The following is a 23,325-nucleotide window of genomic DNA, read 5'->3' on the forward strand; positions in this document are numbered from 1 at the left end:
CTCCTCAACTTCCGTACAGCCGCCGCCCGTTCAACGTCGGCAATGAGCATGTCGGCATGGGGCGGGCGGTGTTTCCCACGGTCGGCATCAGCATGCGGGGATGCCGCCGGCTTCGTCGGCGGGCCGGACCGGCGCGGTGAGGACGCGTTGCGCGGTGGGACGCACCTGGTGCCCCCGGCATCCCGCGCTCGCGCCCACGGGCATGCCGTGGGCCCCCGCCGGTGCGGAGCGCGGCGGCAGGCTGGGTGGTGATCTTTTGCAGGTCGGGGCGGCTCAGTGCCGCGGGCTCCAGCCCCAGATACGGCCGTATGTGGTGGTCCCTCGGGATGCGGTGCCGCGGCCGAACAGACGGCTTCGAAGGATCGTCGCAGAGGCTGTGCGGGCCGGTCTTATGGTCTGGGAGCTGCCAGGTCAGGTCCCGAATCGTGTTTTCGAGCGGCACACGGTCAGTTCCGCAGCTGCGGCGAACTGCTGGCTGTTCACGGCACTGAGCGCGGTGAAGCGGACGTAGCGTGCCTGGTGCGTGGCGAAGGTGGCTTCCTTCTCACTCTTCGAGCCGCTGTACGTGCCCGCGAAGGCTTGTCGGAACGACGCGTTGTCGTCGCTGACCTCGATGGAGAAGCGGGCCACGTCGCCATTGCCGCCGCCGTCCTGGCGAGGCAGGTAGCGCAGACCTGAGATGGGCTGGGTGGTGCCCAGATCCAGCGTCAGCTGATGGGGCATCGGCGCGGCGGAGGGAGTGTAGGCGGTGTGCCACTTCGTGGCCGGGTCGCCGTCGACGGCGTTGGCGGCACGGCCGTTCTCGGCGGCGGTCTCCTCGCTGTCCACCGAAGCGACACTGATGCCGGTCCGGTCGACCGGCACCTGGCCACCCAGGCCCGGCTCGATGGTTGCTGTGCCGGCGGCGTAGGAGCTGCCCTGGCGAGTGGTCAGGTGCGCGGTGTACTGGTATGCGTCGGCGATCGCGGTGTCGGGGACTGTCACCGGGACGGTGACGGTGACCTGCTTCCCGCTGCGGATCGTGGGTACGTCGACCACCGGAGCGCTCCAGCCGCCGGGCAGGTCGAGCCGCAGGGCGCCGCCCTTCAGGAGGTGCGGTTCCTGGTTGGTGACCGTCACGGTGAAGTCGCTGGTCCCACCGGTCGGAAGCGACTTCGGCGCGGCCATGGCGAGCGGCGCGCAGACGCCGTTCAGCCAGCCGTCGCCGAAACGGGCGAAGGTGATCTTCTCGTACGGGTGGGCCGTGCCACGCTCGTAGAGCAGGCCGAAGGAGCCGTCGCCGAGGCGGGAGAGGGTGGAGTACGCGGAGGGGCCGGCTTCGACGGTGCGGCGGATCGGCCAGGTCCGACCGTCGTCGCAGGACATCTTGACGGTGGTGTCGGCACGGTCGGTGGTGCTCTCGTTGTTGCTGAAGAGCAGCTTGTGGGCCGCGGGGCTGCGGGGTGCGGCGCCGGGGTTCCAGCGGATGACGGAACCGTTGTCTCCCGGGTCGATCAGGTTCGGGTCTGCGTGCAGTCCGGTCCAGTTGGCGCCGCCGTCGGAGGAATAGGCGACGAGGCGGTTGGGGCTGGACCGGACGTTGAGCATGAGGCGGCCGTCAGCCAGCTCGACGCTCTTGTTCTCGTCGGTGCCGGGGCCGACCAGGTTTCCCATGTGCCAGGTGTCGCCGTGGTCGTCGCTGTAGGCGCTGGCTGCCCAGTTGCCACCCTTGTACCGCACTGAATACTGCTGGATCAGCCGCCCGGGGTACGGGCCTCGCCGGATCTGGATGCCTTGGCCGCTCGCGGCGAACAGCCCACCCCAGGCGGGGTCCTTGATCTCGTGGGTGATGCGGCGGTGCTTCCAGGTGAGGCCGTCGTCGTCGGAGTAGCTGTAATCGGCCTGGAGGACGTTCGGGTCGCTCTCGTCCGTGCCGGTGGTGCTGCCGAAGTAGCCCTGGTTCTGTCCGGCCGCGTAGAAGAGGAATATCCGGCCGGTCCGGCGGTCGACGAGCAGGCTCGGGTCGCCGTAGCCGTGCGGGGCCGGATCCTTGCGGACGAAGCTCTGCGGCTGCCAGGTCCGGCCGTCGTCGGTGCTGCGCCGCAGCACGATGCCGATGTTGCTGGGCAGGTCGCCCAGGGTCGGACGGGCGTCGTAGGCCGCCAGAACGGTGCCGGCCTTCGTCGTGGTCAGCGCGGGGATGCGGTAGTAGGGGGAGCCGGTGCCGGCGGTCGCCAGGTCCTGCTGGGAGAGGGCACCGGACGGCGCGGGTGCGGCGACTGCGGCACCCGTCGTCAGTGCCAAGGCGGCGGCTGCCACCACGGTGACCGGAGCGGATCTCTTCACAGTGGAGATGCCTTTCCTCGGAGGGCATGCACGGATTCTGGGTCCACATTGGACTAGACATCAGAGGTAAGATGTCTGATGTCCTGGAACCGTAAGGGTGGTCGAGCCGTGCGTCAATGGCCTGAACTGGCGGGATCCAGAGGGTTGTTGGATCTCGTGCCAACGGTGTCGGCGCGCTCGGCCCGCAGCCGTCTCCTGCCGCAGCAGGAGCGCCACCGCCCCCAACGCGCCCGCGTTCACGCCGAGATCCGCCTGGACCACCTCGACGCGACGCATCGCGAGGGGGGTGTTTCAGGCGGGCCAGGGGCTGGCGGACGGGATCGAGCACCAGCGACCCGAGCTGCGTCAACTCCCCACCGACGACGATGCGTGACGGGTCGAGCTGCGCCACCGTCCCGGCGAGCACTCCCGGACTCCGCAGCCAGGGCAGGGCGTGCTCCCGCCTCACCGGTCTGGACTCAAGAGGTCCAGACCAATAGGTCTAGACAACATGTTGAGTGCTGTGCGACGGTGACGAGCGGGCATTCCTCGTCCTGGAATCCCCGCAACTATGTGCAGCACAGCCATGACTGATGCACCGTCATGCGCGTGTCGGCCGTTCGGATGGTGGCGGACGAACCCCGAACGCGCCCTGAGAGCCGCGCATACCTCCAACGGATCGGAGACCCATGAAGAGACCCAGCTCCCTTGTCGGCTTTTCCGCCCTGGTCGTCGGCCTCGCCGCCGGCCAGCTCGGTCTCGGTCCGTCGGCACATGCCGAGTCCCCGGCCGACTCCGCAGCCCGGCCTTCCCTTCCCGTGGTCTCGCCCACACCGCAGTCGATCGCCCGTGCGGGGGCGGATGCCGAAGTGACGGGGCGCGTGGTGGTGGTTGCGGACGACCGCACAGACGCCGCTGCCCGGGACCGCCTCAAGCGTGAACTGCGCGCCCATGGTGCCGATCGCGTCGACGTGGTCGCCCCTGGCACCCGGACCCCGCCCGGCCTGCTGACCCTGCGTCTGGGCCCCGCTTCCCGACCCGACATCGCCACGAACCTCGGCAGCACGAAGACGCCGGACCAGGCTGAGGGCTATGCGCTGCGCGTGACCTCGCACGGTGCGCACCGGCAGGTCGCTCTGGGGGGCACCGACGCCTCAGGGCAGTTCTACGCCGTGCAGACGCTGCGGCAGCTGTTCGTCCGGACCGACCATGGCTGGCACATCGCGGGAGCCCGCGTCAGCGACCGGCCGGCCATGCCGCTGCGTGGAACCATCGAGGGCTTCTACGGACAGCCCTGGTCACCGGCCGAGCGCCTCGACCAGATGGACTTCTACGGCGACGTCAAGGCCAATACCTATGTGTACGCGCCCAAGGACGACCCGTACCACCGCGACAAGTGGCGGGAGGCGTACCCGGCAGACAAGGTCGCCGAACTCGGCCGGCTGGTCGAGCGAGCCGACGTCAACCACGTCCGGTTCACCTTCGCCGTCTCGCCCGGCGGTTCCATCTGCTACTCCGACGCCGCCGACCGGGCGGCGCTGAAGAAGAAGTTGCAGGCGGTCTACGACCTGGGCGTCCGCGCGTTCTCCATCCCTCTGGACGACATCAGCTACACCAAGTGGAACTGTGCCGGCGATGAGGCGGCCTACGGAGCGCCCGGCCGGGAAGCCGCCGCGAAGGCGCAGGTCGACCTCCTCAACGACATCCAGCGCAACTTCGTCTCGACCCACTCCGGCACCCAGCCGTTGCAGATGGTCCCCACCGAGTACGGAGACCTCACCGATACCGCGTACAAGCAGACGATGCGGGCCACGCTCGACCCCGCGGTCGTCGTCATGTGGACGGGCACCGACGTCGTTCCGCCGGCCATCACCAACCAGCAGGCGGACGCCGCCTCCAAGCTGTTCGGCCGCAAGGTGTTCGTCTGGGACAACTACCCCGTCAACGACTACGGCCGCACGAGCGGCCGGCTTCTGCTCGCCCCGTACGACAAGCGCGAGGCCGGGCTGTCCGAGCACCTCAGCGGGATCGTCGCGAACCCCATGAACCAGCCCTACGCCAGCAAGGTCGCCGTCTTCGGCGCGGCGTCCTTCGCGTGGAACGACCGCGCCTACGACGCCGGCGCCACCTGGACGCAGGCCCTGGCCTACCTCGCGGGCGGCGACGACGAGGCGACGCGAGCCCTTGGCGTCTTCGCCGATCTGGAGCACCTTGCTCCCACGTTCGGGGAGACGCCGTGGCAGGACCAGGCTCCGGAACTGACCGCCCGCCTCACCCGGTTCTGGGCACAGTGGAAGGCCGGCGACCGGGCCACGGCCCTCGCGGCCCTGCGCTCCTACGCCACCGCCATCGCCCGGGCACCTGAGCGGATTCGCGACGGATCCGTACAGGCCGGCTTCGTGACCGACGCCGAGCCGTGGCTGGGAGCCACCGAGCTGTGGGGCAGGGCGACGGTGTCCATGGTGGACGCTCTCGCCGCTCGGGTCGACGGGGACGCGGACCGGTCGCAGAAGCTCCTCGCCGAGTCACGCAAGCTGCAGGAGCAGGCCGTGGCCGCGCGCGTCGATCCGCCGCGCAACTCCTGGGGTGCCGCCCCGGTGAAGGTCGGTGACGGCGTACTCGACGCCTTCCTCGTGCAGGCCGACACGATGCTCGAGCTGTGGGACTCGGCGGGCGGTGGCGAGAACCTCGCCCTGAAGGGCACCGCGAGCGCCTCCAGTGTGGAGGGCGACCTCGACAATCTGGCTGCCCGCTACGTCAACGACGGCTCCACCACGTCCCGTTGGGCATCGGGGTACGGGGACGGCGAGTGGGTGCAGGTCAAGCTGGCCGCGCCCGCGAAGGTCGCCGCGGTGAGCGTCGCGTGGGAGGCCGCGTGCGCGGCCGAGTACCGTATCCAGACCTCCGACGACGGCGTGCACTGGACCACCGCCGCCACCAGGACCCCGACCGCCTGCGCCACCGACGTCATCCGCTTCACCGGCGACCGGACGGCGACCTATGTGCGCATGCAGGGCGTCAAGCGCCGCACCGACTGGGGCTACTCCATCTACGAGATGGGGATCTACGGCACACCAGTGAACAACTGAGAGCGGGGTCGGTGGGTCCGTACCGCCGCCGCGCTTTGCGGGGCAGGAAGCCAGTGACCCTGGCTTCCTGCCCCGTCGGGCGGTCCGGCGCGGGAGCCGCCCGAGCCGTTCCCGACTCCACGCGAACCAGGGAAGTCGACGAGAGCCGCGCACCCGGGCCACGTGCCGGTGTTGAGCGGGCTGGGGGTCTGGAGCAGTGGGATGCCGGATCCCGGCAGAGCGCGGATCGACCTGATCAGCCTCAGGAGATTCGGTGCCGGTACACCGCCACGCCGATGCCTGAGGCGGCGACATCGTTCGTGCCCAGCATGACGGAGACGACGCTGGGCGAGAAGGCGGAGACCCGCTCGGCGAACGTGGCGGTGAGGTCGTTCGTCGTGCTGCCGCCGCCACCCGCACCTCGCGGCCGATGCCGGTGTGGCATCCGGTGGCAACGCCTGATGATCCAAACGAAAGACCCTATGACCCCCGCGGGGCCATGGCGCGCAGTTCGATGGCCGAGATCAGGGCGTCGACCGTGGCGTCGAAGATCTGGTCGTCCGCCACCTCGGCGAGTTCGCCGCTGAGACGGGTGATGTTGGGGAAGTGCTTCGGGTCGACCAGCCGGTACTCGCGGCTCCACGCGGAGTCGTCGGCCGCGCGGGCGTCCGCGTCGAACAGCAGGAACGCGGCCTGCTGCCCCACGTACGCGAGGAGTGTGTCGCCGACCATTCGGTAGTGGACGGCCGCCTCGGAGCCCTCCAGGCCGGCCTCCCGGACGGCGCCGAGGATGAGTTCGACGACCCGGAACTCGTTGGACCGGCGCGTGGTCCGGCTCGCCATGGCCGAGCCCACCACCGGGTACTTGAGGGCGACGGCGAGGGAGGCGCCGGCGAGTGCCCGGATGCGGCCCTTCCAGTCGAGCCCCTCGGGGATGGCGTCGAGCGCCTCGCCGAGCGTGCGGTCGGCAACCGACAGCAGCAGCTCGTCCTTGTCGCGGAAGTGCCGGTAGATCGCGGTCGGGTCCGCGCCGAGCTCTTCGCCCAGACGCCGGACGGTGAAGGCGTCCTTGCTTCCGCGGGCGGCGATGCGCAGGCTCGCGTCGATGATCGCGTCGGGCGTGAGCTGACTGCCTGCGCGTTTGCTGCTCCGGGCCGTGCTGGCGGGTGACTTCGCCGTGTTGGCGGGTGACTTCGGCATGGTGCGGCCAGTGTAGCGATCCGTCGCCCAATGGGCGCAACAGTGTTGACAGCGTTGTTGCGCTGCCGTTCACTCCTCCTCAACACACACGCCGGGCGGGTCAATCCGCCGAGCTGGAGGTTGAGTTGATGGCGCACAGCACCCGACGGGCCGACACCGTCTTCGTAGGGGGCCGGGTCTTCACCGGCACGGGCCTCCTCCCGGTGGACGCCGCCGTTGCCGTCGCGGGCGGCCGGATCGTCGCCGTCGCCGACGCGGGTACGGTGCGAGCGCTGGCCGGGGCCGGTACGGAGGTCGTCGACCTGGAGGGCGGGCTGCTCGTCCCCGGTTTCCAGGACTCGCACGTCCACCCGGTGATGGGCGGGACCCAGATGCTCGGCTGCGACCAGAGCGAGGAGTTCACCGCGCAGGGCTGCCTCGCGGTCGTCGCCCGGTACGCCAAGGAACACCCGGACGCGGCCTGGATCCGTGGTGGCGGCTGGTCGATGGACAGCTTCCCCGGTGGGACGCCGACGCGCGGCATGCTCGACGCGGTGGTACCGGACCGGCCCGTGCTGCTGACCAACCGCGACGGCCACGGCGCCTGGGTCAACTCCCGCGCGCTGGAGCTCGCCGGGGTCGACGGCGCCACCCCCGACCCGGCGGACGGCCGGATCGAGCGGGAGGCGGACGGCACCCCGGCCGGCACCCTGCACGAGGGGGCAGTGGAGCTGGTGGCCCGTCATGTTCCGGTCGCGACCGAGGAAGAGACGTACGCCGGGCTGCTCGCCGCGCAGGACTACCTGTTCTCCCTCGGGGTGACCGGGTGGCAGGACGCCATGATCGGCTCCTTCCACGGCCACCCGGACAACCTGCCCGTGTATCTGCGCGCGGCCCGTGAGGGCACCCTGCTCGCCCGGGTCGTCGGAGCCCTGTGGTGGGACCGCGAGCGTGGGCTGGAGCAGATTCCCGAGCTGGTGGAGCGCCGCCGGATCGGGCAGGCCGGCCGGTTCCGTGCCACCAGCGTCAAGATCATGCAGGACGGCGTCGCGGAGAACTTCACCGCCGGGATGCTGGAGCCGTATCTCGACGGGTGCGGCTGCCCGACGGGCAACTCCGGCCTGAGTTTTGTCGAGCCCGGCCTGCTGCGCGAGGCGGTGTGCGCGCTCGACCGCTCCGGCTTCCAGGTCCACTTCCACGCGCTCGGCGACCGGGCCGTACGCGAGGCCCTCGACGCGCTCGGTGCGGCCCGCGCAGCCAACGGTGCCAACGACCACCGCCACCACATGGCGCACCTCCAGGTCGTCCACCCCGACGACATCGCGCGCTTCGCGGAGCTGGGTGTCGCCGCGAACATCCAGGCGCTGTGGGCCGCGCACGAACCGCAGATGGACGAGCTGACGATCCCGTTCCTGGGGGCCGAACGGGCCGCGCAGCAGTACCCGTTCGGGGATCTGAGCCGTGCCGGGGCCCGCCTCGTCGCGGGCAGCGACTGGTCGGTGAGCAGCCCCGACCCGATGTGGGGCATCCACGTCGCGGTCAACCGTGCCGCCCCCGCCCAGGAGCTTCCCGAGGGCGCGACGTATCCGCCGTTCCATCCCGAGCAGGCGCTGAGCCTGGCCGAGGCCCTCGCCGCGTACACCGCGGGCACCGCCTGGGTGAACCACCTCGACGACGTGACCGGCACGGTCGAGGAGGGCAAGTACGCGGATCTCGTCGTCCTGGACCGCGACCCGTTCACGCGGCCCGCCGAGGAGATCGCCGACGTCCGGGTGCGCCGGACCTATGTCGAGGGCCAACCCGTCTTCACCGCGCACGACTGACGCACGTAACCCCTCAGGCACTTCATCGAGCCCACCCGGACGGAGACAGACGGTGCCCTCAGCCAGCGCAGGACCGAGACAGCTGACACGGAGACGACCGATACGGACACGGGGGGTGCGGCGCACCGCGGGGGCTCTTCTCGCGGCGAGCGCCCTGCTCGTCACCAGCGCGTGCAGTGGCACGGCGCACCCGGACAAGGGCGTCGGCGGCGGCACCGCGTACAAGCTCACGAAGCGGACGCCCGCCGCCGCGGGTGACATCGGCTCCTTCACCTGGTCGATCTACGCCGAACCGTCCTCGCTCGACTACGCCTACGCGTACGACTACCCGCCGAACCAGATCCTCGCCAACGTCTGCGAGAGTCTGCTGCGCTGGAACCCGGACCTGACGACGTCGCCGAACCTGGCGTCCTCGTACAGCAATCCGACGCCCACCACCTGGGTCTACAAGATCCGCCCCGACGTGCACTTCCACGACGGGACGGTGCTCACCGCGCACGATGTCGTCGCCTCGCTGCGCCGCCACATGGACCCGGCCGTGGGCAGTGCCTGGGAGAACACGTTCCGCAACGTGAAGTCGATCGACGAGACCGGGCCGCTGGAAGTCACCGTCAAGCTGACGAAGCCGGACGCGGTCTTCAACCAGGAGATGGCCACCAGTTCCGGAACCGTCGAGGCGGCGAAGACCCTCGCCGAGGCGGGCAAGGACTACGGCAGCCCCAAGGGCGGCGTGAACTGCACGGGCCCGTTCTCGTTCGGGACCTGGGCGTCGGGGCAGTCGCTGACCCTGAAGAAGTTCGACGGGTACTGGAACACCAAACTGAAGGCCAAGGCGGGCCAGGTCAAGTTCGTGTTCCTGGGCGACCCGACGACCCGCGTCAACGCCTTCCAGAGCGGTGAGGTGGACGGCGGCTGGATGGTCCCCGCCGACGCCTACGACCAGCTCGGCAAGTCCACCGCGGGCCAGCTCTACTACGGCGTCAACAGCACCGTCGCGGAAGAGATCGTCAGCAACCTCAAAGGCCCCCTCGGCGACACCGAGGTGCGCAAGGCCCTGCTCATGGCCATCGACCGCAAGGGCATCGTCAAGGCCGGCGCGGGCGGGGTCGGCGAGGTCACCGACTCCCTCGTCACCGACAACATGTGGAACCAGGCTCCCGCCGCGAGCCGCAAGGCCATCATCAAGGACGCACCGCACCACCCGTACGACCCGGCCAAGGCCAAGGACATCGCGCAGAAGGCCGGCGTGAAGGGGCAGCGGATCGTCATCGCGACCAGCCCGCTCGACTCGCAGACGACGATCGTCGCGCAGGCCGTCGAGCAGGCCGCCAAGGCCATCGGCCTCGACCCCAGAATCGAGACGCTCTCCCCGGAGAAGTACTCGACGCTCTTCACCGACGCCGCCGCCCGCAAGGGCATCGACCTCTTCCTGACGTTCTGGTACACCTCGATCACCGATCCGCTGGATGTGTACGGCTCCCTGGAGACCGGCATGTTCACCAACTACGGCGGCTGGTCGGACAGGCAGTTCGACAAGGCGGTCGAGGACGCCGCCGGCACCTATGACCCGGCTGCGCGGGCCCGGGCCAGTGCGAAGGCGCAGAAGATCGCCCTGCGCGAGCTCCCCTGGCTGCCCCTGTACACGCAGCCCACGAGCGTCTTCCTCGGCAACCGCATCACCGGCGTGCAGCCGTCCGTCGCCTACCTCTACTACCCGTGGGCGGCCGAGATCGGGGCCAAGAAGTGAGCCGTACGACCACACGGGCGCTCGGGGTCGCGCGCCGACTGGCCGGGATGGCGGCGACCTTGCTGGTCACCTCGTTCCTGGTGTTCTCCTCGCTGTACCTGGCGCCCGGCGACCCGGCGAGCTTCCTGGTGCGCGGCCGCAGCGCCGGCCCCGGGGAACTCGCCCAGATCCGCCACCGGTACGGCTTCGACGAGCCGTTCCTCGTCCGGTACGGGGACTGGCTGAGCGGCGTGCTGCACGGCGACTTCGGCCGCTCCTACGTCTTCCACCAGGACGTCAGCTCGGTCATCTGGTCGCGGCTGCCGGCCACGATGCTGCTGATCGCGGCCTCCGCCCTGCTGATCGCGGTGGTCGGCGTCGCGGCGGGCATGGTCGGCGCGCTGCGCCGCGGCTCGCGCACCGACTCCGTGCTGATGCTCCTGGTGACGGTCGGGGCCGCCGCCCCGGCGTTCGTCGCCGCGCTGCTGCTGCGCTCGCTGTTCGGCGTGAAGCTGGGCTGGTTCCCGACCATCGGCAACGGCACGGGCGTCCTCGACCGGCTGCACCACGTCGTGCTCCCGGCAATCGCCCTGTCGGTCACCTTCATGGCGATGGTCACGCGGGTGACCCGCTCGTCGATGCTGGAGGAGATGGGCCGTGAGCACGTCGAGGTCGCGGTGAGCCGCGGCACCCCGCGGTGGACGGTGATCCGCCGCCATGTGCTGCGCAACGCCCTCGGCCCGATCGTCACCGTCTCCGCACTCCTCATCTCCGGCATGCTGGTGAGCACCTCCATCGTGGAGACCGCGTTCGGCATGTCGGGCGTGGGGTCGCTGCTGGTGACGTCGGTCAACCAGATGGACTTCCAGGTGGTGCAGGCGATCGTGCTGCTCGTGGTGGCCGCGTTCGTCGTGGTCAACTTCCTGGTCGACCTGGTGCATCCGCTGATCGATCCGCGGGTGGCGGCAGCCGGGAGCGCACGATGAGCGCCCCGGTGGCAGGAGTGCTGCGCGGCCCGGCCGCCAAGTTGCGTGCCCTGGGCGGTGGTTGGCTTCAGAACCTGTGCCTGGGACTCCTCGTCCTCTTCGTCCTCGTCTCGGTGTTCGCGCCGTGGCTCGCGCCGCAGGACCCGACGTACGGAGAACTGGGCGCGGGCCTCGTCGGCCCGAGTCCCGACCACTGGCTGGGCACCGACCAGGGTGGCCACGACACGTTCTCCGCCCTGATCGAAGGCAGCCGGACGAGCCTGGTCGGACCGATGCTGGTGGTCCTGTTCTCGACGGTGACCGGGATTGCGCTAGGACTGTTCTCGGCGTGGCGCGGTGGCTGGATCGACACGGCCGTCGGACGCCTGCTCGACGTCGTCTTCGCCTTCCCGGCCCTTCTCGTCGCGATCCTCGCGGTGGCGGTCTTCGGCAAAGGCATGACTGCCCCGGTGATCGCCATGTCCGTGGCCTACATGCCGTACACCGCACGACTGGTACGCGGCCTCGCGCTCCAGGAACAGGCCAGACCGTACATCGCGGCCTACCGCGTACAAGGGCACTCCCCGCTGTACGTCGCGGTCCGCAGGCTGCTGCCCAACATCGGCCCGACCGTGCTCGCCCAGTCCACCGTCAACTTCGGCTACGCGCTGCTCGACCTCGCCGCGCTGTCCTTCCTCGGCCTCGGCGTCCAGCCGCCGACCCCCGACTGGGGAGCCATGATCAACCAGTCGCAGGCCGCCGTGCTGCAAGGCCGGCCGCTGTCCGCGGTCGTGCCCGCGGTCGCCGTGGTGGTCGTGGTCGTCGCCTTCAACGTCGTCGGGGAGAACTTCGGCGACCGGCTCGCGGGGAGGGAGTCCTGATGGCACTCCTTGAATACGAGAAGCTGAGCATCACCCTGCCCGGCATGGCCCGCCCTGTCCTCGACGGCATCGACCTGACGGTGTCCGCCGGTGAAGTCGTCGCGCTGGTCGGCGAGTCAGGCTCCGGGAAGTCGGTCACGGCCCGCTCCGCGCTCGGCCTGTTCCCGGCGGGGTCGAGCGTGGAGGGCCAAGTCCGGGTTGATGGGAGGGAGTTGGTAGGTGCTGACGCCGCGGACCTGCGGGCTGTCCGCACCGGCACAGCCGCGATGATCTTCCAGGACCCTCGGGCGGGCATCAACCCGGTGCGCCGCATCGGCGACTTCCTCACCGAGTCGCTGCGGGTCAGTCACGGCTGGGCCAAGGATCGCGCGCGCGCCCGCGCCGCCGAACTGCTCGGCGCGGTCGGCCTCCCCGACCCCGCCAGGCACCTGCGGCAGTACCCGCACGAACTCTCCGGCGGCATGCTGCAACGCGTCATGATCGCCTCGGCCCTCACCGCCGAACCCCGGCTGCTGCTGTGCGACGAACCCACCACCGCGCTCGACGTCTCGACCCAGGCCGAGATCATGGCCGTCCTCGGGCGGCTGCAGCGCGAACGCGGTCTGGGCATGCTCCTCATCACGCATGACATCGAGCTCGCGGCCGCCGCCTGCGACCGGATCTATGTGATGTACGCGGGCCGGATCGTGGAGACGGCGCCCACCGCCGCGCTCTTCGCGACGCCCCGACACCCGTACACCGCGGGCCTGCTCGGCTCGTCGCCACCGCTTCAGGCGCCGGAGGGGCCGCCCGCGCGGCTCACTCCGATTCCCGGCTCACCGATGGGGCTGCTCGACTCGGCGCCCGGCTGCTCGTTCGCGGCCCGCTGTCGCTTCGCCCGGCCCGGTGTCTGTGACCAGTCACCGCCGCCGCTGGAGCGCAGCGGCGAGGCCCTGGTCGCGTGCCACCTCGCGGACGAGTCGGCCACTTCCGCGACCAACCCCCGTGCGACGGAGGAAAGTTGACCACCGAAACCGATGCTCGCACGCTGCTCCAGGTCAGCGGTCTGCGCAAGACCTATCGAACGGGTAGGACGGAGGTCGTCGCCGTCGACGACCTGTCGTTCTCGCTGCGGGCCGGCGGCGCTCTCGGCATCGTGGGGGAGTCGGGCTCCGGCAAGACGACCACGGCCCGGATGCTGATCGGCCTCGAACGGCCCGACGCCGGACAGATCCTCGTCCAGGGCGAACCCCTGGCCGCCGCCGTACGCGGCCGGGCGGCCCGCCTCGCCCGCGCCAAGGCGGTACAGATCGTCTTCCAGGACCCGTACCTCTCGCTGGACGGGCGGATCAGTATCGGCGCGACCCTCGACGGAGTGCTGCGCCTGCACGGTCTCGCCGAGCCCGCGGCCCGCAGCGCCCGGGTGCGGGAACTCCTCGCCCAGGTCGGCCTCGGCGATCGCGAGGCGGCGGCGCTGCCACGCAGACTCTCCGGCGGGCAGCGTCAACGAGCCGCCATCGCACGGGCGTTGGCGGTAGAACCCGCCGTACTCGTACTCGACGAGGCGGTGTCGGCGCTCGACGTGTCCGTTCAGGCGCAGGTGCTCAACCTGCTGTCGGACATCCGCCGCGACACCGGCATCGGCCTGGTCTTCGTCAGCCACGACCTGGCTGTCGTGCGGTACGTGTGCGACGAGGCGCTCGTCCTGTACCGGGGCCGCACCATGGAACACCGCCCCGTCGCGGAGTTGCTCGCCGACCCAGGACACCCGTACACGCAGCTGCTGCTGGCGTCCGTCCCCCGGCCGGACTGGGACCCCGACTCCATCAGTCGACGGCGCCGGGAGCTCGATCCGCTGTCGGCGGGAGGCGGCGGCTGACGCCCCGCCGGGCTCGGCCACGGACGCGAATCACCTCCGTCGGGCATGGTCGATCGGGTGACTCCGGCCGTCGGGCAACATGGCCGATCGGTGTGAGGGCTAGGCATGGGGTTATGAGATTTGAGTCCCGACGCAAGAAGACCGGCATTCCGCGCGCCCGCCACCTCCGTGTCGTCGGCGCCGTGTGCGCCGTCGTAGCCTCAGCGGCACTGATGACAGGCTGCGGCGGGGGCAATGGCAAGACGACAGCCGCAGCGACCGAGGAAGCGGCGAAGGCCATTCCGAGCCCGGCGGCCACCCCATCGGACAGCCCGTCCTCCAGCGCGAAGCTCACGGAGGACCAGGCAGCGCGCATGAAGCTGCTCGGTGCCACCAAGGTCACCTTCGACAAGGCCGCCGCCACGGCGGAGGGGGAGGTCTCGGGCAGCAAGCTGGCCGAACTGGCCCTGAAGGGCCCGGGCGACAACGAGAACCACAACGACAACAACGCCGACGACAGCGGAAGCCCCAGTCCCAGCGGTAGTCCCAGCCCGAGCGGGACCGCCGGCTCCAGCCCGAGCGGCAGCTCCACCTCCCCCGAATGGGTCGCTGAGGTCGTAGGGAAGGACGGGACCACGCACACCGTCCGCATCGACGCCGTCTCGGGCAAGGTGATCCAGTCCGTCGTCGAGAGCGGCCAGGACTCCGGCGACAAGCGCGAGATGGCCGACCGGATCGCCCGTGCCACCCAGACGCCGCAGCAGGCGGCCAAGGTCGCCACGGACAAGAAGAAGGGCACGGTCACCTCCGTCAACCTGGATGACAACGACGACAAGACCCTCATCTGGTCCGTCGGCGTCGTCACCCCGGACTGGAACAAGACCGACTTCGAGATCGACGCGGTGAAGGGCACCATCATCCGCGAGGAGGTCGACCGCGACTGACGCGCTGCCGCCGCCGTGGGAGGCCGGCGATCCGGCCTCCCACGAGCACAGCTCCAGCTGCCGGAGCCACGTCAGGGAGCGGGCATCGGCCCCGAAGCACCGAGCCGGCGGAGGCTCAGCGCACCGGGAAGCCGAAGGAGTAGCCCTGTTCCTTGAGCCGGGGGAGGATACGGCGCAGGGCTTCGACGGTCTGGGCGCGGTCGCCGCCCGCGTCGTGGAAGAGGAGCGTCGTTCCGTTGGGCAGCTCCCGCTCGACGGTGGCGACGATGGTGTCCGTACCCGGACGCTCGAAGTCCTTGCTGTCCACGTTCCAGCCCAGCGGGCGCATGCCCCGGGAAGCGGCGAGCTTGCGACTGTAGGGCGTGAAGGCTCCACCGGGTGCCCGGTAGTACATCGGCCGTACGCCCCCGGAGGCCTTGGTGATCATGCGTTCGGCGTCGAGTATCTGCTGCGACTGGTAGGCCTCGGACTTCTTGTCCATGGCGGTGTCGTGCGACACCGAGTGATCGCACAACCGGTGTCCGGCCGCGACGACCTTCTTCACGAGGTCTGGGTGCGCCTGGGCCTGCGGGCCCACCATGCAGAACGTGGCCTTCACCTCGTACTCCCGCAGCACGTCGAGTACTTGAGGGGTCCACCGGGGGTCGGGTCCGTCGTCGATGGTGATGTTGATCCCGCGGGTCCCCGCGTCCGAGGTGTGGGCGATGGTCACCGCGGTCGGTCTCACCTCACTGCCCGGTCTGGCCGGGGCGCCGGCCTCGGGTGACGAGCCGTCCGCGGGACCGGCCTGCGCGGTCCACACCGAGGCACTGGTGGCGAGCAACGTCACCCCGAGCGCGGCCCCGATCACCTTGCTGTTCCAGCCCCGCCTGTTGCTCCGCCGCCCCATGTCCGTCCCCTTCACGCGCTGCCCCGCCGGCCCCGATCACTTTGCGATCACTGGGCAGGACGAGAGGCACGGGCCCGCGGATCCCTCCGTTACCGATCACGGACAAGTCCGGGAAGGTTCGCGGACAACCTGTTCGCGAAACAGGCCTACGCGTACGCCTGTCGGGGCAGAGGTGCGGGAGTGATGGGCATCGCATTATTGACATGTCCCTGACTTAAGAGCACTCTCACGGATGCCTCCACCGCCCCGCACCAGTCGGCTCGACCGCAGAAGACAGGGGATTCGCCGTGGGCACGAGCACCGGACCATCGGCCGCCACACACAGCCACCGCAATCGCGCTGTCGTCGCCAGCACGGTGGGCACCGCCATCGAGTGGTACGACTTCTTCCTGTACGGCACGGCCGCGGCGCTCGTCTTCCCGCACCTGTTCTTCCCCGGCCAGTCCGACTACACCGGCGTCCTCGCCTCCTTCGCCACGCAGTTCGTCGGCTTCGCCGCCCGCCCCGTCGGCGCCGCGATCTTCGGACACTTCGGCGACCGGGTCGGCCGCAAGTCCACTCTCGTCATCACACTCCTGCTGATGGGCGTGAGCACCGTTCTCATCGGCTGTTTGCCCACGTACGACTCGATCGGCCTCGCCGCGCCGATCCTGCTCGTCGTCCTGCGCATCGTGCAGGGCATCGGCGTCGGCGGTGAGTGGGGCGGCTCGGTGCTGCTCGCCATGGAGTGGGGGCCGAGGAAACGGCGTGGCCTGATGGCCAGTTGGCCGCAGATGGGCGTGCCGCTCGGACTGCTCGCGTCGACCGGCATGGTCCGCTGGATGACCTCGGCGACCGGCGGCGACTTCGAGAGCTGGGGCTGGCGGATCCCCTTCCTGGCCAGCGCCGTCCTCGTCGCGGTCGGCCTGTACGTACGGTTGCGGGTCGTGGAGAGCCCCGACTTCAGCGCAGTCAAGAACGCACGGGCCGTGGTCCGGCTGCCGGGTTGGGAGGTGCTGCGCCACCAGTGGCGTGAGGTCCTCACGGCGGCGTTCGTACGCCTCTCCGAGCAGGCTCCGTTCTACCTCTTCATCACCTTCGTGCTCTCCTACGGGACCGAACACCTCGGCCTCGCCCGCAGTGACCTCCTCGACGACACGCTCGTCGCCGCCGCCGTCGGACTCGTCTCCATCCCGCTCTTCGGCCACCTCTCCGACCGGATCGGACGCCGTCTCGTGTACGGGATCGGGATCGCCTGCATCGCCGCGTTCGCGTTCCCGTACTTCGCGCTGCTGAACACCGGGTCGCCGGGGCTGGTGCTGCTGGCGATCGTGCTGTCCCTCGTCTTCCACGATGTGCAGTACGGTCCGCAGGCCGCGCTCATCGCGGAGGGCTTCGGCACACACGTCCGCTACAGCGGCGCCGGTCTCGGCTACCAGCTCGCCTCGGTCATCGCGGGCGGACCGGCACCGCTGATCGCCGCGGCGATCCTGGAGGACACCGGGTCGAGCGTCGGCATCAGCATCTACATGGTGGGCTGCTGCGCGCTCTCCTTCGTGGCGCTGCTGCTCATACCGCGGCGCGCGGACTCCGACCTGACGGTGGGGGAGCCGGCGCGGCAGGAGGCGTGACCCGCGGGCCCGGCGCACCGGCGAGTGATCGGAGCGCACCAACTGCCTTGCCCTGGCGCCGGGTTGTGGCGCTGGACAAGAGGCCCCAGGTGCGTGGGAGTTGTGAAGAGTTCCCGTGCGAGTCCCGGGATTCGGTCACAGGAGCGGAAAACTCGGAGGGCTCACTCGGCGCTTTCGAACAGGTCGGGCGCCGACCATGCGATGGGAGACCGATCAACGATGTTCAGTCTGGTACGGAGCAGAGTGCGGACGGCCGCCCTCGCACTGTCGGCCGTCGCCGCCCTCGCCGTCGGCGCGACCGCTGCGACCGGCGCGGCAGCGGCCCCCGCTCCGGCTCCCGCGAAACAGGGACCGACCTCGGTGGCGTACGTCGAGGTGAACAACAACAGCATGCTGAACGTCGGCAAGTACACCCTCGCCAACGGCGGCGGCAACGTCTTCGACGTCGCCGTGATCTTCGCGGCGAACATCAACTACGACACGGGTACGAAGTCGGCGTATCTGTCCTTCAACGAGAACGTGCAGCGCGTCCTCGACAACGCCGCCACACAGATACGGCCGTTGCAGCAGAAGGGCATCAAGGTCGTCCTTTCCGTGCTCGGCAACCACCAGGGCGCGGGCTTCGCCAACTTCCCGTCCCAGCAAGCGGCTTCGGCGTTCGCGAAGCAACTGTCGGACGCCGTGACCACGTACGGCCTCGACGGCATCGACTTTGACGACGAGTACGCCGAGTACGGCAACAACGGCACCGGCCAGCCCAACGACAGCTCGTTCGTGAACCTGGTGACGGCGCTGCGCGCGAACATGCCGGACAAGATCATCAGTCTCTACAACATCGGCCCGGCCGCCTCGCGCCTCTCCTACGGCGGCGTCGACGTCACGTCCAAGTTCGACTACGCCTGGAATCCGTACTACGGCAGCTGGCAGGTCCCCGGCATCGCACTGCCCAAGTCGAAGCTGTCGCCGGCGGCCGTCGAGATCGGCGGAACCCCGCAGAGCACGGTCGCAGACCTCGCCCGCCGCACCGTCAGCGAGGGCTACGGCGTCTATCTGACGTACAACCTCGACGGCGCCGATCGCAGTGCCGATGTCTCCGCGTTCACCAGGGAGCTGTACGGCAGCGACGCCGTCTACACGCCGTAAGACGACCGCACGCACCCGTGCGCGGTGCTCCCTCGGGGATCGCGATCCGAGAAAGGCGCGTCGGCGAGGGGCGACCGTTGTTCCAGCCGCATCCCGTCTATCCCAGCCACATCCCGTCGCGCATGATGACTCTCCCGCGTAGTTCCGGCTCGCCGCGCCAAGCGCGCACAGTCCTCGGGACCACGCGTACGTACACAAAGGAACCCTCTTCCGCGCGTGGATCCCACCCGAACTTGTCGGCGAACGCCTCCGCTGCACCTCCGGGCACCTCCTGGTCCGGGAAGCACTCCGCCTCACCCTGGACGAGCACCACGTCGAAGGTGTCCGGCAGCGACAGGCGTACGCGCGGCTCTTTGCGGACGTTTCGCACAGTCACGGAAGTGGCGCTGGTGCACATCCATACTGCTCGCCCATCCCACAGGAACCACAGTGGCACCTGGTGCGGCCCGTGATCAGGGTGAGCCGTCGACACCCATGCATCCCGCTCGGCATCGAGCCGCTCCAGAGTGTCGCGCATCCGCTCCGCCGTCCGGCGACGAACGATTCCTGTTGTCTCCATGAGGACCGACCCTAGCCAGCAGGCGCGGAGCGCGCCTGAGGCGAAGGACCTACTCCCAGCGACCGACGACAGTGTTGCGAGAGCTACCGGTCGCGTGTGATCGACGACCTGTACAGCATCGCCGGAGTCAGCCCTCGTCCGGTCCTTGCATGCGTGCTGCGTCCTGGGTACGGAGCGCGGGCTTGACCACCTTTCCGCCCGCGTTACGGGGGAGCTCGGCGACGAGCACGAGGTCCTTCGGCCTCTTGAAAGAGGCGAGCCTTCCCTCGAGGAACCCCGTCAGCTCACGCAGCGACAGGTCGGTTCCCGGGATGACGGCGACGTAGGCGACCGGCACCTGGCCCCAGCGCTCGTCGGACCTGCCGATCACTGCGACCTCCCGTACGGAAGGGTGCGCGGCGACGGCGTTCTCCAGTTCGGCGCAGTAGATGTTCTCGCCACCGCTGATGATCATGTCCTTCTTGCGGTCGACCACCCAGACGAAGCCCTCGTCGTCCCGCTTGACCAGGTCACCGGAGTGGAACCATCCTCCGTCGAAGGCCTCTGCGGTCTCCTGCGGCTTCTTCCAGTACCCCTGCATCAGCGTGGGCCCGCGGTAGACGATCTCACCGATCTCGCCCACGGCGACATCGTTCATGTCCGCGTCGACGATGCGGTACTGGATGCTCGGGATCGGCCGGCCGACCGAGCCGAGCTTGCGCAGTGAATCCTCCCCGCGGAGCACGCAGGTGACCGGTGAGGTCTCGGTCTGGCCGAATACGGCCACGTTGAGTGCGTCGGGGAACTTCTCACCCATGGCGCGCAGGGTCGCGTCGCTCGCGGGGGCGGCCCCCCAGCTGATGATCCGCAGCTTCAGGTCACGCTTGTCGATGTCGGGCTGGGCGCAGATCAGGTCCCACTGCTGCGGAACGTTGAACACCACGGTGGCGCCTTCGCGTTCATAGGCGTCGAGCACCGCCTGCGGGTCGAAGGCCCCCAGTGGATGGATCACGACCGTGCTGCCGACCACGAAGTTCGCCGCGATCGAACCCAGACCCGCGATGTGGAAGAAGGGCGCCGTCAGGAAGCCCACATCGGAGTCGTCGAACATCTCCATCGCGCGGATGCACGTGACCGCCTGTACCTGCATGTTGCGGTGGGACAGCATCACCCCCTTCGGCAGGCCGGTGGTACCCGAGGTGTACATGATCAGCGCGGTCGACTCCTCGCTGACATCGGGCAGTTCCATCGGCTCGTACGCCGACAGGAACTCCTCGTACGCGGTGCGGCCGTCGGCGCCTTCGGCCCCGGCCTCGCTCGATTCGCCGATGACGACGACCGTTCCGATCGACGCGGCGTTCGGTACGGCCCGGAGCAGCGGCAGGAGTTGGGCGTCGACGACGATCGCCGAGGGAGTGCAGTCGGTGAGGATGTGGTCGAGTTCCAGCGGCGCGAGCCGGAAGCTGAGTGGCACAGCCATGGCCCCCAGGCTGTTCGCCGCGAACACGCTCTCCACGAACCACGGATGGTTCAGGGTGAGCAGGGCGACGCGGTCACCCGCGGAGACGCCGCGGTCGGCGAGCGCGGCAGCCACTTGCAGCGATCGCCGCGACAACTGTGCCCAGGTCGTGGTCTCCCCGAGGTACCGCAGCGCTGGCTTGTCGGGACGCATCATCGCGTGGGTGGCCGCCTGTGACATCCAGTGGTGCCGGAAGGACCAGGCGGGAGCCGTGTCTGTCGGCATGGGCGACTCCTCGGGTGTCGTATCCATCGGTGGTCGCTGCTCGATCGGTGGCCGCTGCGGCATTGTGCCGTCCCATGCCGTGGTTCGAGAAGCGTCTTGACGCTTTTTGTTAATGGAGAATCACATGGGTGGCGTCTCGGGACCGCCTGTCGCGCGGCCGTCACGCGGGGGCCCCGGGGCCTGCTCACCGTGTGATTGACTGGGCCGCATGGCCCCGTCTCCACATTCGTGTGTGCGTTCATGACCGCCGAACCGAGCGCGGCCACTCGCCCCCGCAACCGCAGGCAGCTCATCGTCGAGGCGGCCGGCCGGCTCTTCGGCGAGCGCGGCTACCACGCGGCGTCCATGGAGGAGATCGCCGCCGGTGTGGGCATCACCGCCACGGCCCTGTACCGGCACTTCCCGAACAAGTACGCACTGTTCGCCGAGTGCGCGCATGCCATGGTGGACCGACTCGTCGGCGCGCTCGACGAGATGGCGCCCGAGGCGCCTCCGGCGGACGTGCTCACCGCCCTCATCCGGGTCACCCTCGCGCATCGCGCGTCGGGCGGTGTGTACCGATGGGAGGCCAGGTACCTCGACCGCGAGGATCGCCGGCTCCTCAGGGCCAAGTTCGGGTACGTCGTCGAGCGGGTCACCGAGGCGGTGCGGCGCGAGGAACCGCTGCCTGACGAGCAGCTGCGGGTCGCGGCGGCGCTCGGTGTGATCGGATCCATCACGATGCATCGCACCTCCATCGCTCAACGCCGGGTCGAGGAACTGCTGTTGGTGTGCGCCCTGCGCGTGATCGCGACCGACCCCGTACCGGCCACGGGGAGCAGGCACCCCGTCGAGCTGCCGGCCCTGCCGGTGCCGCGCTCACGGCGCGCGGAGATCCTCGCTGCCGCCGTCCCGCTGTTCGCCCGGGACGGGTTCGCCAACGTCACGAACGGACAGATCGCACAGGCGGTGGGGCTGGCCCCGTCCGCGCTCTACCGTCACTACCCGGGCAAGGTCGACATCCTGGCGGCGGCCTGCCTTCAGGCGGCGGGGCTGCTGGCTCAGGCGGTGGACCGGAGTCTGCACAACGTTGCCGATCCGCATGACGCCGTCGTGGCGCTGGCGGCGACGTACGTGGCCTACAGCTTCGAGCACACCGCGCTCACGAGCGTTGCCGAGGCCGAGTTCGGCGGCCTGCCGGCCGATCTGCAGCGCCCCTTGGTCCATGCGCAGCGTGAGCACATCGCTGTCTGGGAGCAGCAGTTGCGGCTTGCCCGTCCGGATCTGGACCCGCGTCAGGCCCGGGTACTGGTGCACGCCGGATTCGGCGTGGTGGTCGAGGCCGGGCGCAGACTGCGATGGCAGGACACCCCTGACCACCGGGCCGCCGTGACCAGCCTGGTCGTGGGCGCCCTCGGTCTCTGAGCGGAGCCTGGGTCGGTTGACGGGCGGAGCCCGGGTGCCTGGGAGATCGGCCGGGGGACTCAGGAGGTCGGCCTGTTCCCTGTCGGGATCACGATGGGGGTGGTCGTCCCCGAGGAGCCGTTGTTCAGGAACGCCATGGCCAAGGCGCGCACGAACTGGTCGAATACATAGAAGGCGCCGGGCATGACGGGCGACAACCCCTCGCGGAACAGGATGAAGGCCGGCCATGCGGTGCGGATCAGTGCCGCCGAGGCGTAGTCGCGCTTCAGCCCCAGCCAGTCGCCGATCTCGTTGCTGAGGACGTAGCGCACGAACTCGTTGAGGAATCCGCGCGTGACGCCCAGGTCGACCTGCGCGGTCAACCCGAGCAAATCCTCCGCCAGTTCGATGCCCTCGGTCGTCGGGGCGAGGATCGGTGTGAGCACCTGCCCCGACTGTGCTTCCGCGTCGGCCCACGACTTGGGGATGTACTCGTCCCGCACGCCGAGCAGGTGCAGGGCCACCTGCCAGCTGTGCAGGAAGGCGTCCTGGTCCTCGGCCGGGAACGGGACCTTCCAGTCGAGCAGCTTCCTGCGCACGAAGGTGCCCAGGCTGTGGAAGGTGACCAGGATGTCGGCGTTGCTGATCGGGATGCGCTCGTCCGTGACCGCCGTCCAATGGGGCGACTGCGGCAGCAGGTGGCGCACCGCGGCGTGCACCACACGTGTCTTGTTGGCGGTGACCACGAACTGGCCCGTCGGTTCGAAGCCCTTCAGCTGGGCCAGGTCGTAGCCGAACGTGAACGTCTTGGCCGCGCGGTCCTTCATGTTCGCGCCGCCTGCGGACCAGTAGACGCTCCTGGCCTCCCGCGGGATCACCGTGCTCATGATCCCGCTGCCGAGCCCGTAGAGCATGAAGAGGTAGGTGTCCTTGCGCCGGTTGAAGTCGGCGGCGCGAGCCAGCTTGCCGGAATCCGCCCAGGAGGGAAGCTTGTTGACCCTCCGCAGGTATGTGGTGAGGTCGGCCGGCAGGCCGCTGGGCAGCGGGTCGTTGTTGTTCACCCAGGACGCCATCGCGGTGTTGACCGCCGGAACCTGGCCGTTGTCGAGGAGTGCGGCCACCAACTGGTCCACCTCGTCGTCCCACACGTATTCCGGGTCGGTGCCCGTGCCGGTTCCGGCGACCGAGCCTGTCGGCGACCACGCCCACGCGTCAGTGGTGCTCGTCGCGCCCACTAGGCCCAGCGCTGCGCCGAGGGACAGAACTCTTCTGCGGCTGAGATTGTGCATTG

General features: G+C 69.6%; 18 protein-coding genes and 1 pseudogene. 12 read left to right on the forward strand and 7 right to left on the reverse strand.

The window, feature by feature from the left end; translation table 11 throughout:
- Positions 1-411 precede the first annotated feature (411 nt).
- Positions 412-2,325, reverse strand: a complete 1,914-nt coding sequence (locus tag AC07EJ_RS35755) for a discoidin domain-containing protein (protein ID WP_478885841.1) — start codon at positions 2,323-2,325, stop codon at positions 412-414.
- Positions 2,326-2,993: 668 nt separating this feature from the next.
- Between AC07EJ_RS35755 and AC07EJ_RS35760 the strand changes: the two are divergent.
- Positions 2,994-4,961 (forward strand): annotated as a pseudogene (locus tag AC07EJ_RS35760) (beta-N-acetylhexosaminidase family protein); the annotation flags it as partial.
- Positions 4,953-5,393 (forward strand): discoidin domain-containing protein, encoded by a 441-nt coding sequence (locus tag AC07EJ_RS35765; protein WP_389485542.1) that lies wholly within the window; start codon positions 4,953-4,955, stop codon positions 5,391-5,393. The pseudogene AC07EJ_RS35760 and the gene AC07EJ_RS35765, both read left to right, overlap by 9 nt.
- Before the next feature lie 241 nt (positions 5,394-5,634).
- Here the strand turns inward: AC07EJ_RS35765 and AC07EJ_RS35770 are convergent, their stop codons facing one another.
- On the reverse strand, positions 5,635-5,817 hold the full coding sequence (locus AC07EJ_RS35770; RefSeq protein WP_389485384.1) for a hypothetical protein: 183 nt from the start codon (positions 5,815-5,817) through the stop codon (positions 5,635-5,637).
- 35 nt (positions 5,818-5,852) lie between these two features.
- A complete protein-coding gene (locus tag AC07EJ_RS35775; protein ID WP_389485387.1) occupies positions 5,853-6,572 on the reverse strand; it encodes a TetR/AcrR family transcriptional regulator in 720 nt (239 codons plus the stop codon).
- Positions 6,573-6,700: 128 nt separating this feature from the next.
- Between AC07EJ_RS35775 and AC07EJ_RS35780 the strand changes: the two genes are divergently transcribed.
- The 7 genes from AC07EJ_RS35780 (at position 6,701) to AC07EJ_RS35810 (ending at position 14,727) form a co-directional block, all read left to right on the forward strand.
- Positions 6,701-8,374 (forward strand): amidohydrolase, encoded by a 1,674-nt coding sequence (locus AC07EJ_RS35780; protein ID WP_389485389.1) that lies wholly within the window; start codon positions 6,701-6,703, stop codon positions 8,372-8,374.
- A 115-nt stretch (positions 8,375-8,489) separates the two neighbouring features.
- Positions 8,490-10,121, forward strand: a complete 1,632-nt coding sequence (locus tag AC07EJ_RS35785; protein ID WP_389485392.1) for an ABC transporter substrate-binding protein — start codon at positions 8,490-8,492, stop codon at positions 10,119-10,121.
- Complete coding sequence (locus AC07EJ_RS35790) at positions 10,118-11,086, forward strand: ABC transporter permease (RefSeq protein WP_389485393.1); 969 nt, start codon at positions 10,118-10,120, stop codon at positions 11,084-11,086. Before AC07EJ_RS35785 ends, AC07EJ_RS35790 begins: the two co-directional genes overlap by 4 nt.
- Positions 11,083-11,946, forward strand: a complete 864-nt coding sequence (locus tag AC07EJ_RS35795) for an ABC transporter permease (protein ID WP_389485395.1) — start codon at positions 11,083-11,085, stop codon at positions 11,944-11,946. The genes AC07EJ_RS35790 and AC07EJ_RS35795 overlap by 4 nt, the downstream gene beginning before the upstream one ends.
- Entirely contained in the window at positions 11,946-12,950 is a 1,005-nt protein-coding gene (locus tag AC07EJ_RS35800; RefSeq protein ID WP_389485398.1) for an ABC transporter ATP-binding protein, read from the forward strand. The genes AC07EJ_RS35795 and AC07EJ_RS35800 overlap by 1 nt, the downstream gene beginning before the upstream one ends.
- Positions 12,947-13,804, forward strand: coding sequence for an ABC transporter ATP-binding protein (locus tag AC07EJ_RS35805; protein WP_389485401.1), 858 nt, complete (start codon positions 12,947-12,949; stop codon positions 13,802-13,804). The genes AC07EJ_RS35800 and AC07EJ_RS35805 overlap by 4 nt, the downstream gene beginning before the upstream one ends.
- Positions 13,805-13,917: 113 nt before the next feature.
- On the forward strand, positions 13,918-14,727 hold the full coding sequence (locus AC07EJ_RS35810) for a PepSY domain-containing protein (protein ID WP_389485403.1): 810 nt from the start codon (positions 13,918-13,920) through the stop codon (positions 14,725-14,727).
- A gap of 115 nt (positions 14,728-14,842) precedes the next feature.
- Here the strand turns inward: AC07EJ_RS35810 and AC07EJ_RS35815 are convergent, their stop codons facing one another.
- Positions 14,843-15,616, reverse strand: a complete 774-nt coding sequence (locus AC07EJ_RS35815; protein ID WP_478885842.1) for a polysaccharide deacetylase family protein — start codon at positions 15,614-15,616, stop codon at positions 14,843-14,845.
- Between the two features lie 287 nt (positions 15,617-15,903).
- Here AC07EJ_RS35815 and AC07EJ_RS35820 point away from each other — a divergent pair, with 287 nt between their 5' ends.
- Together AC07EJ_RS35820 and AC07EJ_RS35825 are read left to right on the forward strand one after the other, a co-directional pair.
- The gene (locus AC07EJ_RS35820) at positions 15,904-17,226 is read left to right on the forward strand and encodes an MFS transporter (protein ID WP_389485408.1); all 1,323 of its coding nucleotides are present in this window, start codon (positions 15,904-15,906) and stop codon (positions 17,224-17,226) included.
- 219 nt (positions 17,227-17,445) lie between these two features.
- The gene (locus AC07EJ_RS35825; RefSeq protein ID WP_389485411.1) at positions 17,446-18,369 is read left to right on the forward strand and encodes an endo-beta-N-acetylglucosaminidase H; all 924 of its coding nucleotides are present in this window, start codon (positions 17,446-17,448) and stop codon (positions 18,367-18,369) included.
- 97 nt (positions 18,370-18,466) lie between these two features.
- Here AC07EJ_RS35825 and AC07EJ_RS35830 read toward each other — a convergent pair whose 3' ends face one another.
- Together AC07EJ_RS35830 and AC07EJ_RS35835 are read right to left on the reverse strand one after the other, a co-directional pair.
- Positions 18,467-18,928 (reverse strand): pyridoxamine 5'-phosphate oxidase family protein, encoded by a 462-nt coding sequence (locus tag AC07EJ_RS35830; RefSeq protein WP_389485413.1) that lies wholly within the window; start codon positions 18,926-18,928, stop codon positions 18,467-18,469.
- 127 nt (positions 18,929-19,055) lie between these two features.
- Positions 19,056-20,651: a long-chain-fatty-acid--CoA ligase gene (locus tag AC07EJ_RS35835; RefSeq protein WP_393587369.1), complete on the reverse strand. Its 1,596-nt coding sequence runs from the start codon at positions 20,649-20,651 to the stop codon at positions 19,056-19,058.
- 240 nt (positions 20,652-20,891) lie between these two features.
- On the opposite strand from AC07EJ_RS35835, the gene AC07EJ_RS35840 reads away from it, so the two are divergent.
- Positions 20,892-22,055, forward strand: coding sequence for a TetR/AcrR family transcriptional regulator (locus AC07EJ_RS35840; RefSeq protein ID WP_389485417.1), 1,164 nt, complete (start codon positions 20,892-20,894; stop codon positions 22,053-22,055).
- A gap of 59 nt (positions 22,056-22,114) precedes the next feature.
- Here the strand turns inward: AC07EJ_RS35840 and AC07EJ_RS35845 are convergent, their stop codons facing one another.
- Positions 22,115-23,323: an oxygenase MpaB family protein gene (locus AC07EJ_RS35845; RefSeq protein ID WP_478885843.1), complete on the reverse strand. Its 1,209-nt coding sequence runs from the start codon at positions 23,321-23,323 to the stop codon at positions 22,115-22,117.
- Positions 23,324-23,325 lie beyond the last annotated feature (2 nt).

The organism is Streptomyces sp. NPDC045026 (assembly GCF_056432625.1).

Coding starts and splice junctions, on each gene's coding strand:
- AC07EJ_RS35765 (WP_389485542.1), top strand. CDS start 4,953: ATGCTCGAGCTGTGGGACTCGGCGGGCGGTGGCGAGAACCTCGCCCTG.
- AC07EJ_RS35770 (WP_389485384.1), bottom strand. CDS start 5,817: ATGCCACACCGGCATCGGCCGCGAGGTGCGGGTGGCGGCGGCAGCACG.
- AC07EJ_RS35775 (WP_389485387.1), bottom strand. CDS start 6,572: ATGCCGAAGTCACCCGCCAACACGGCGAAGTCACCCGCCAGCACGGCC.
- AC07EJ_RS35780 (WP_389485389.1), top strand. CDS start 6,701: ATGGCGCACAGCACCCGACGGGCCGACACCGTCTTCGTAGGGGGCCGG.
- AC07EJ_RS35795 (WP_389485395.1), top strand. CDS start 11,083: ATGAGCGCCCCGGTGGCAGGAGTGCTGCGCGGCCCGGCCGCCAAGTTG.
- AC07EJ_RS35800 (WP_389485398.1), top strand. CDS start 11,946: ATGGCACTCCTTGAATACGAGAAGCTGAGCATCACCCTGCCCGGCATG.
- AC07EJ_RS35810 (WP_389485403.1), top strand. CDS start 13,918: ATGAGATTTGAGTCCCGACGCAAGAAGACCGGCATTCCGCGCGCCCGC.
- AC07EJ_RS35815 (WP_478885842.1), bottom strand. CDS start 15,616: ATGGGGCGGCGGAGCAACAGGCGGGGCTGGAACAGCAAGGTGATCGGG.
- AC07EJ_RS35825 (WP_389485411.1), top strand. CDS start 17,446: ATGTTCAGTCTGGTACGGAGCAGAGTGCGGACGGCCGCCCTCGCACTG.
- AC07EJ_RS35830 (WP_389485413.1), bottom strand. CDS start 18,928: ATGGAGACAACAGGAATCGTTCGTCGCCGGACGGCGGAGCGGATGCGC.
- AC07EJ_RS35835 (WP_393587369.1), bottom strand. CDS start 20,651: ATGCCGACAGACACGGCTCCCGCCTGGTCCTTCCGGCACCACTGGATG.
- AC07EJ_RS35840 (WP_389485417.1), top strand. CDS start 20,892: ATGACCGCCGAACCGAGCGCGGCCACTCGCCCCCGCAACCGCAGGCAG.
- AC07EJ_RS35845 (WP_478885843.1), bottom strand. CDS start 23,323: ATGCACAATCTCAGCCGCAGAAGAGTTCTGTCCCTCGGCGCAGCGCTG.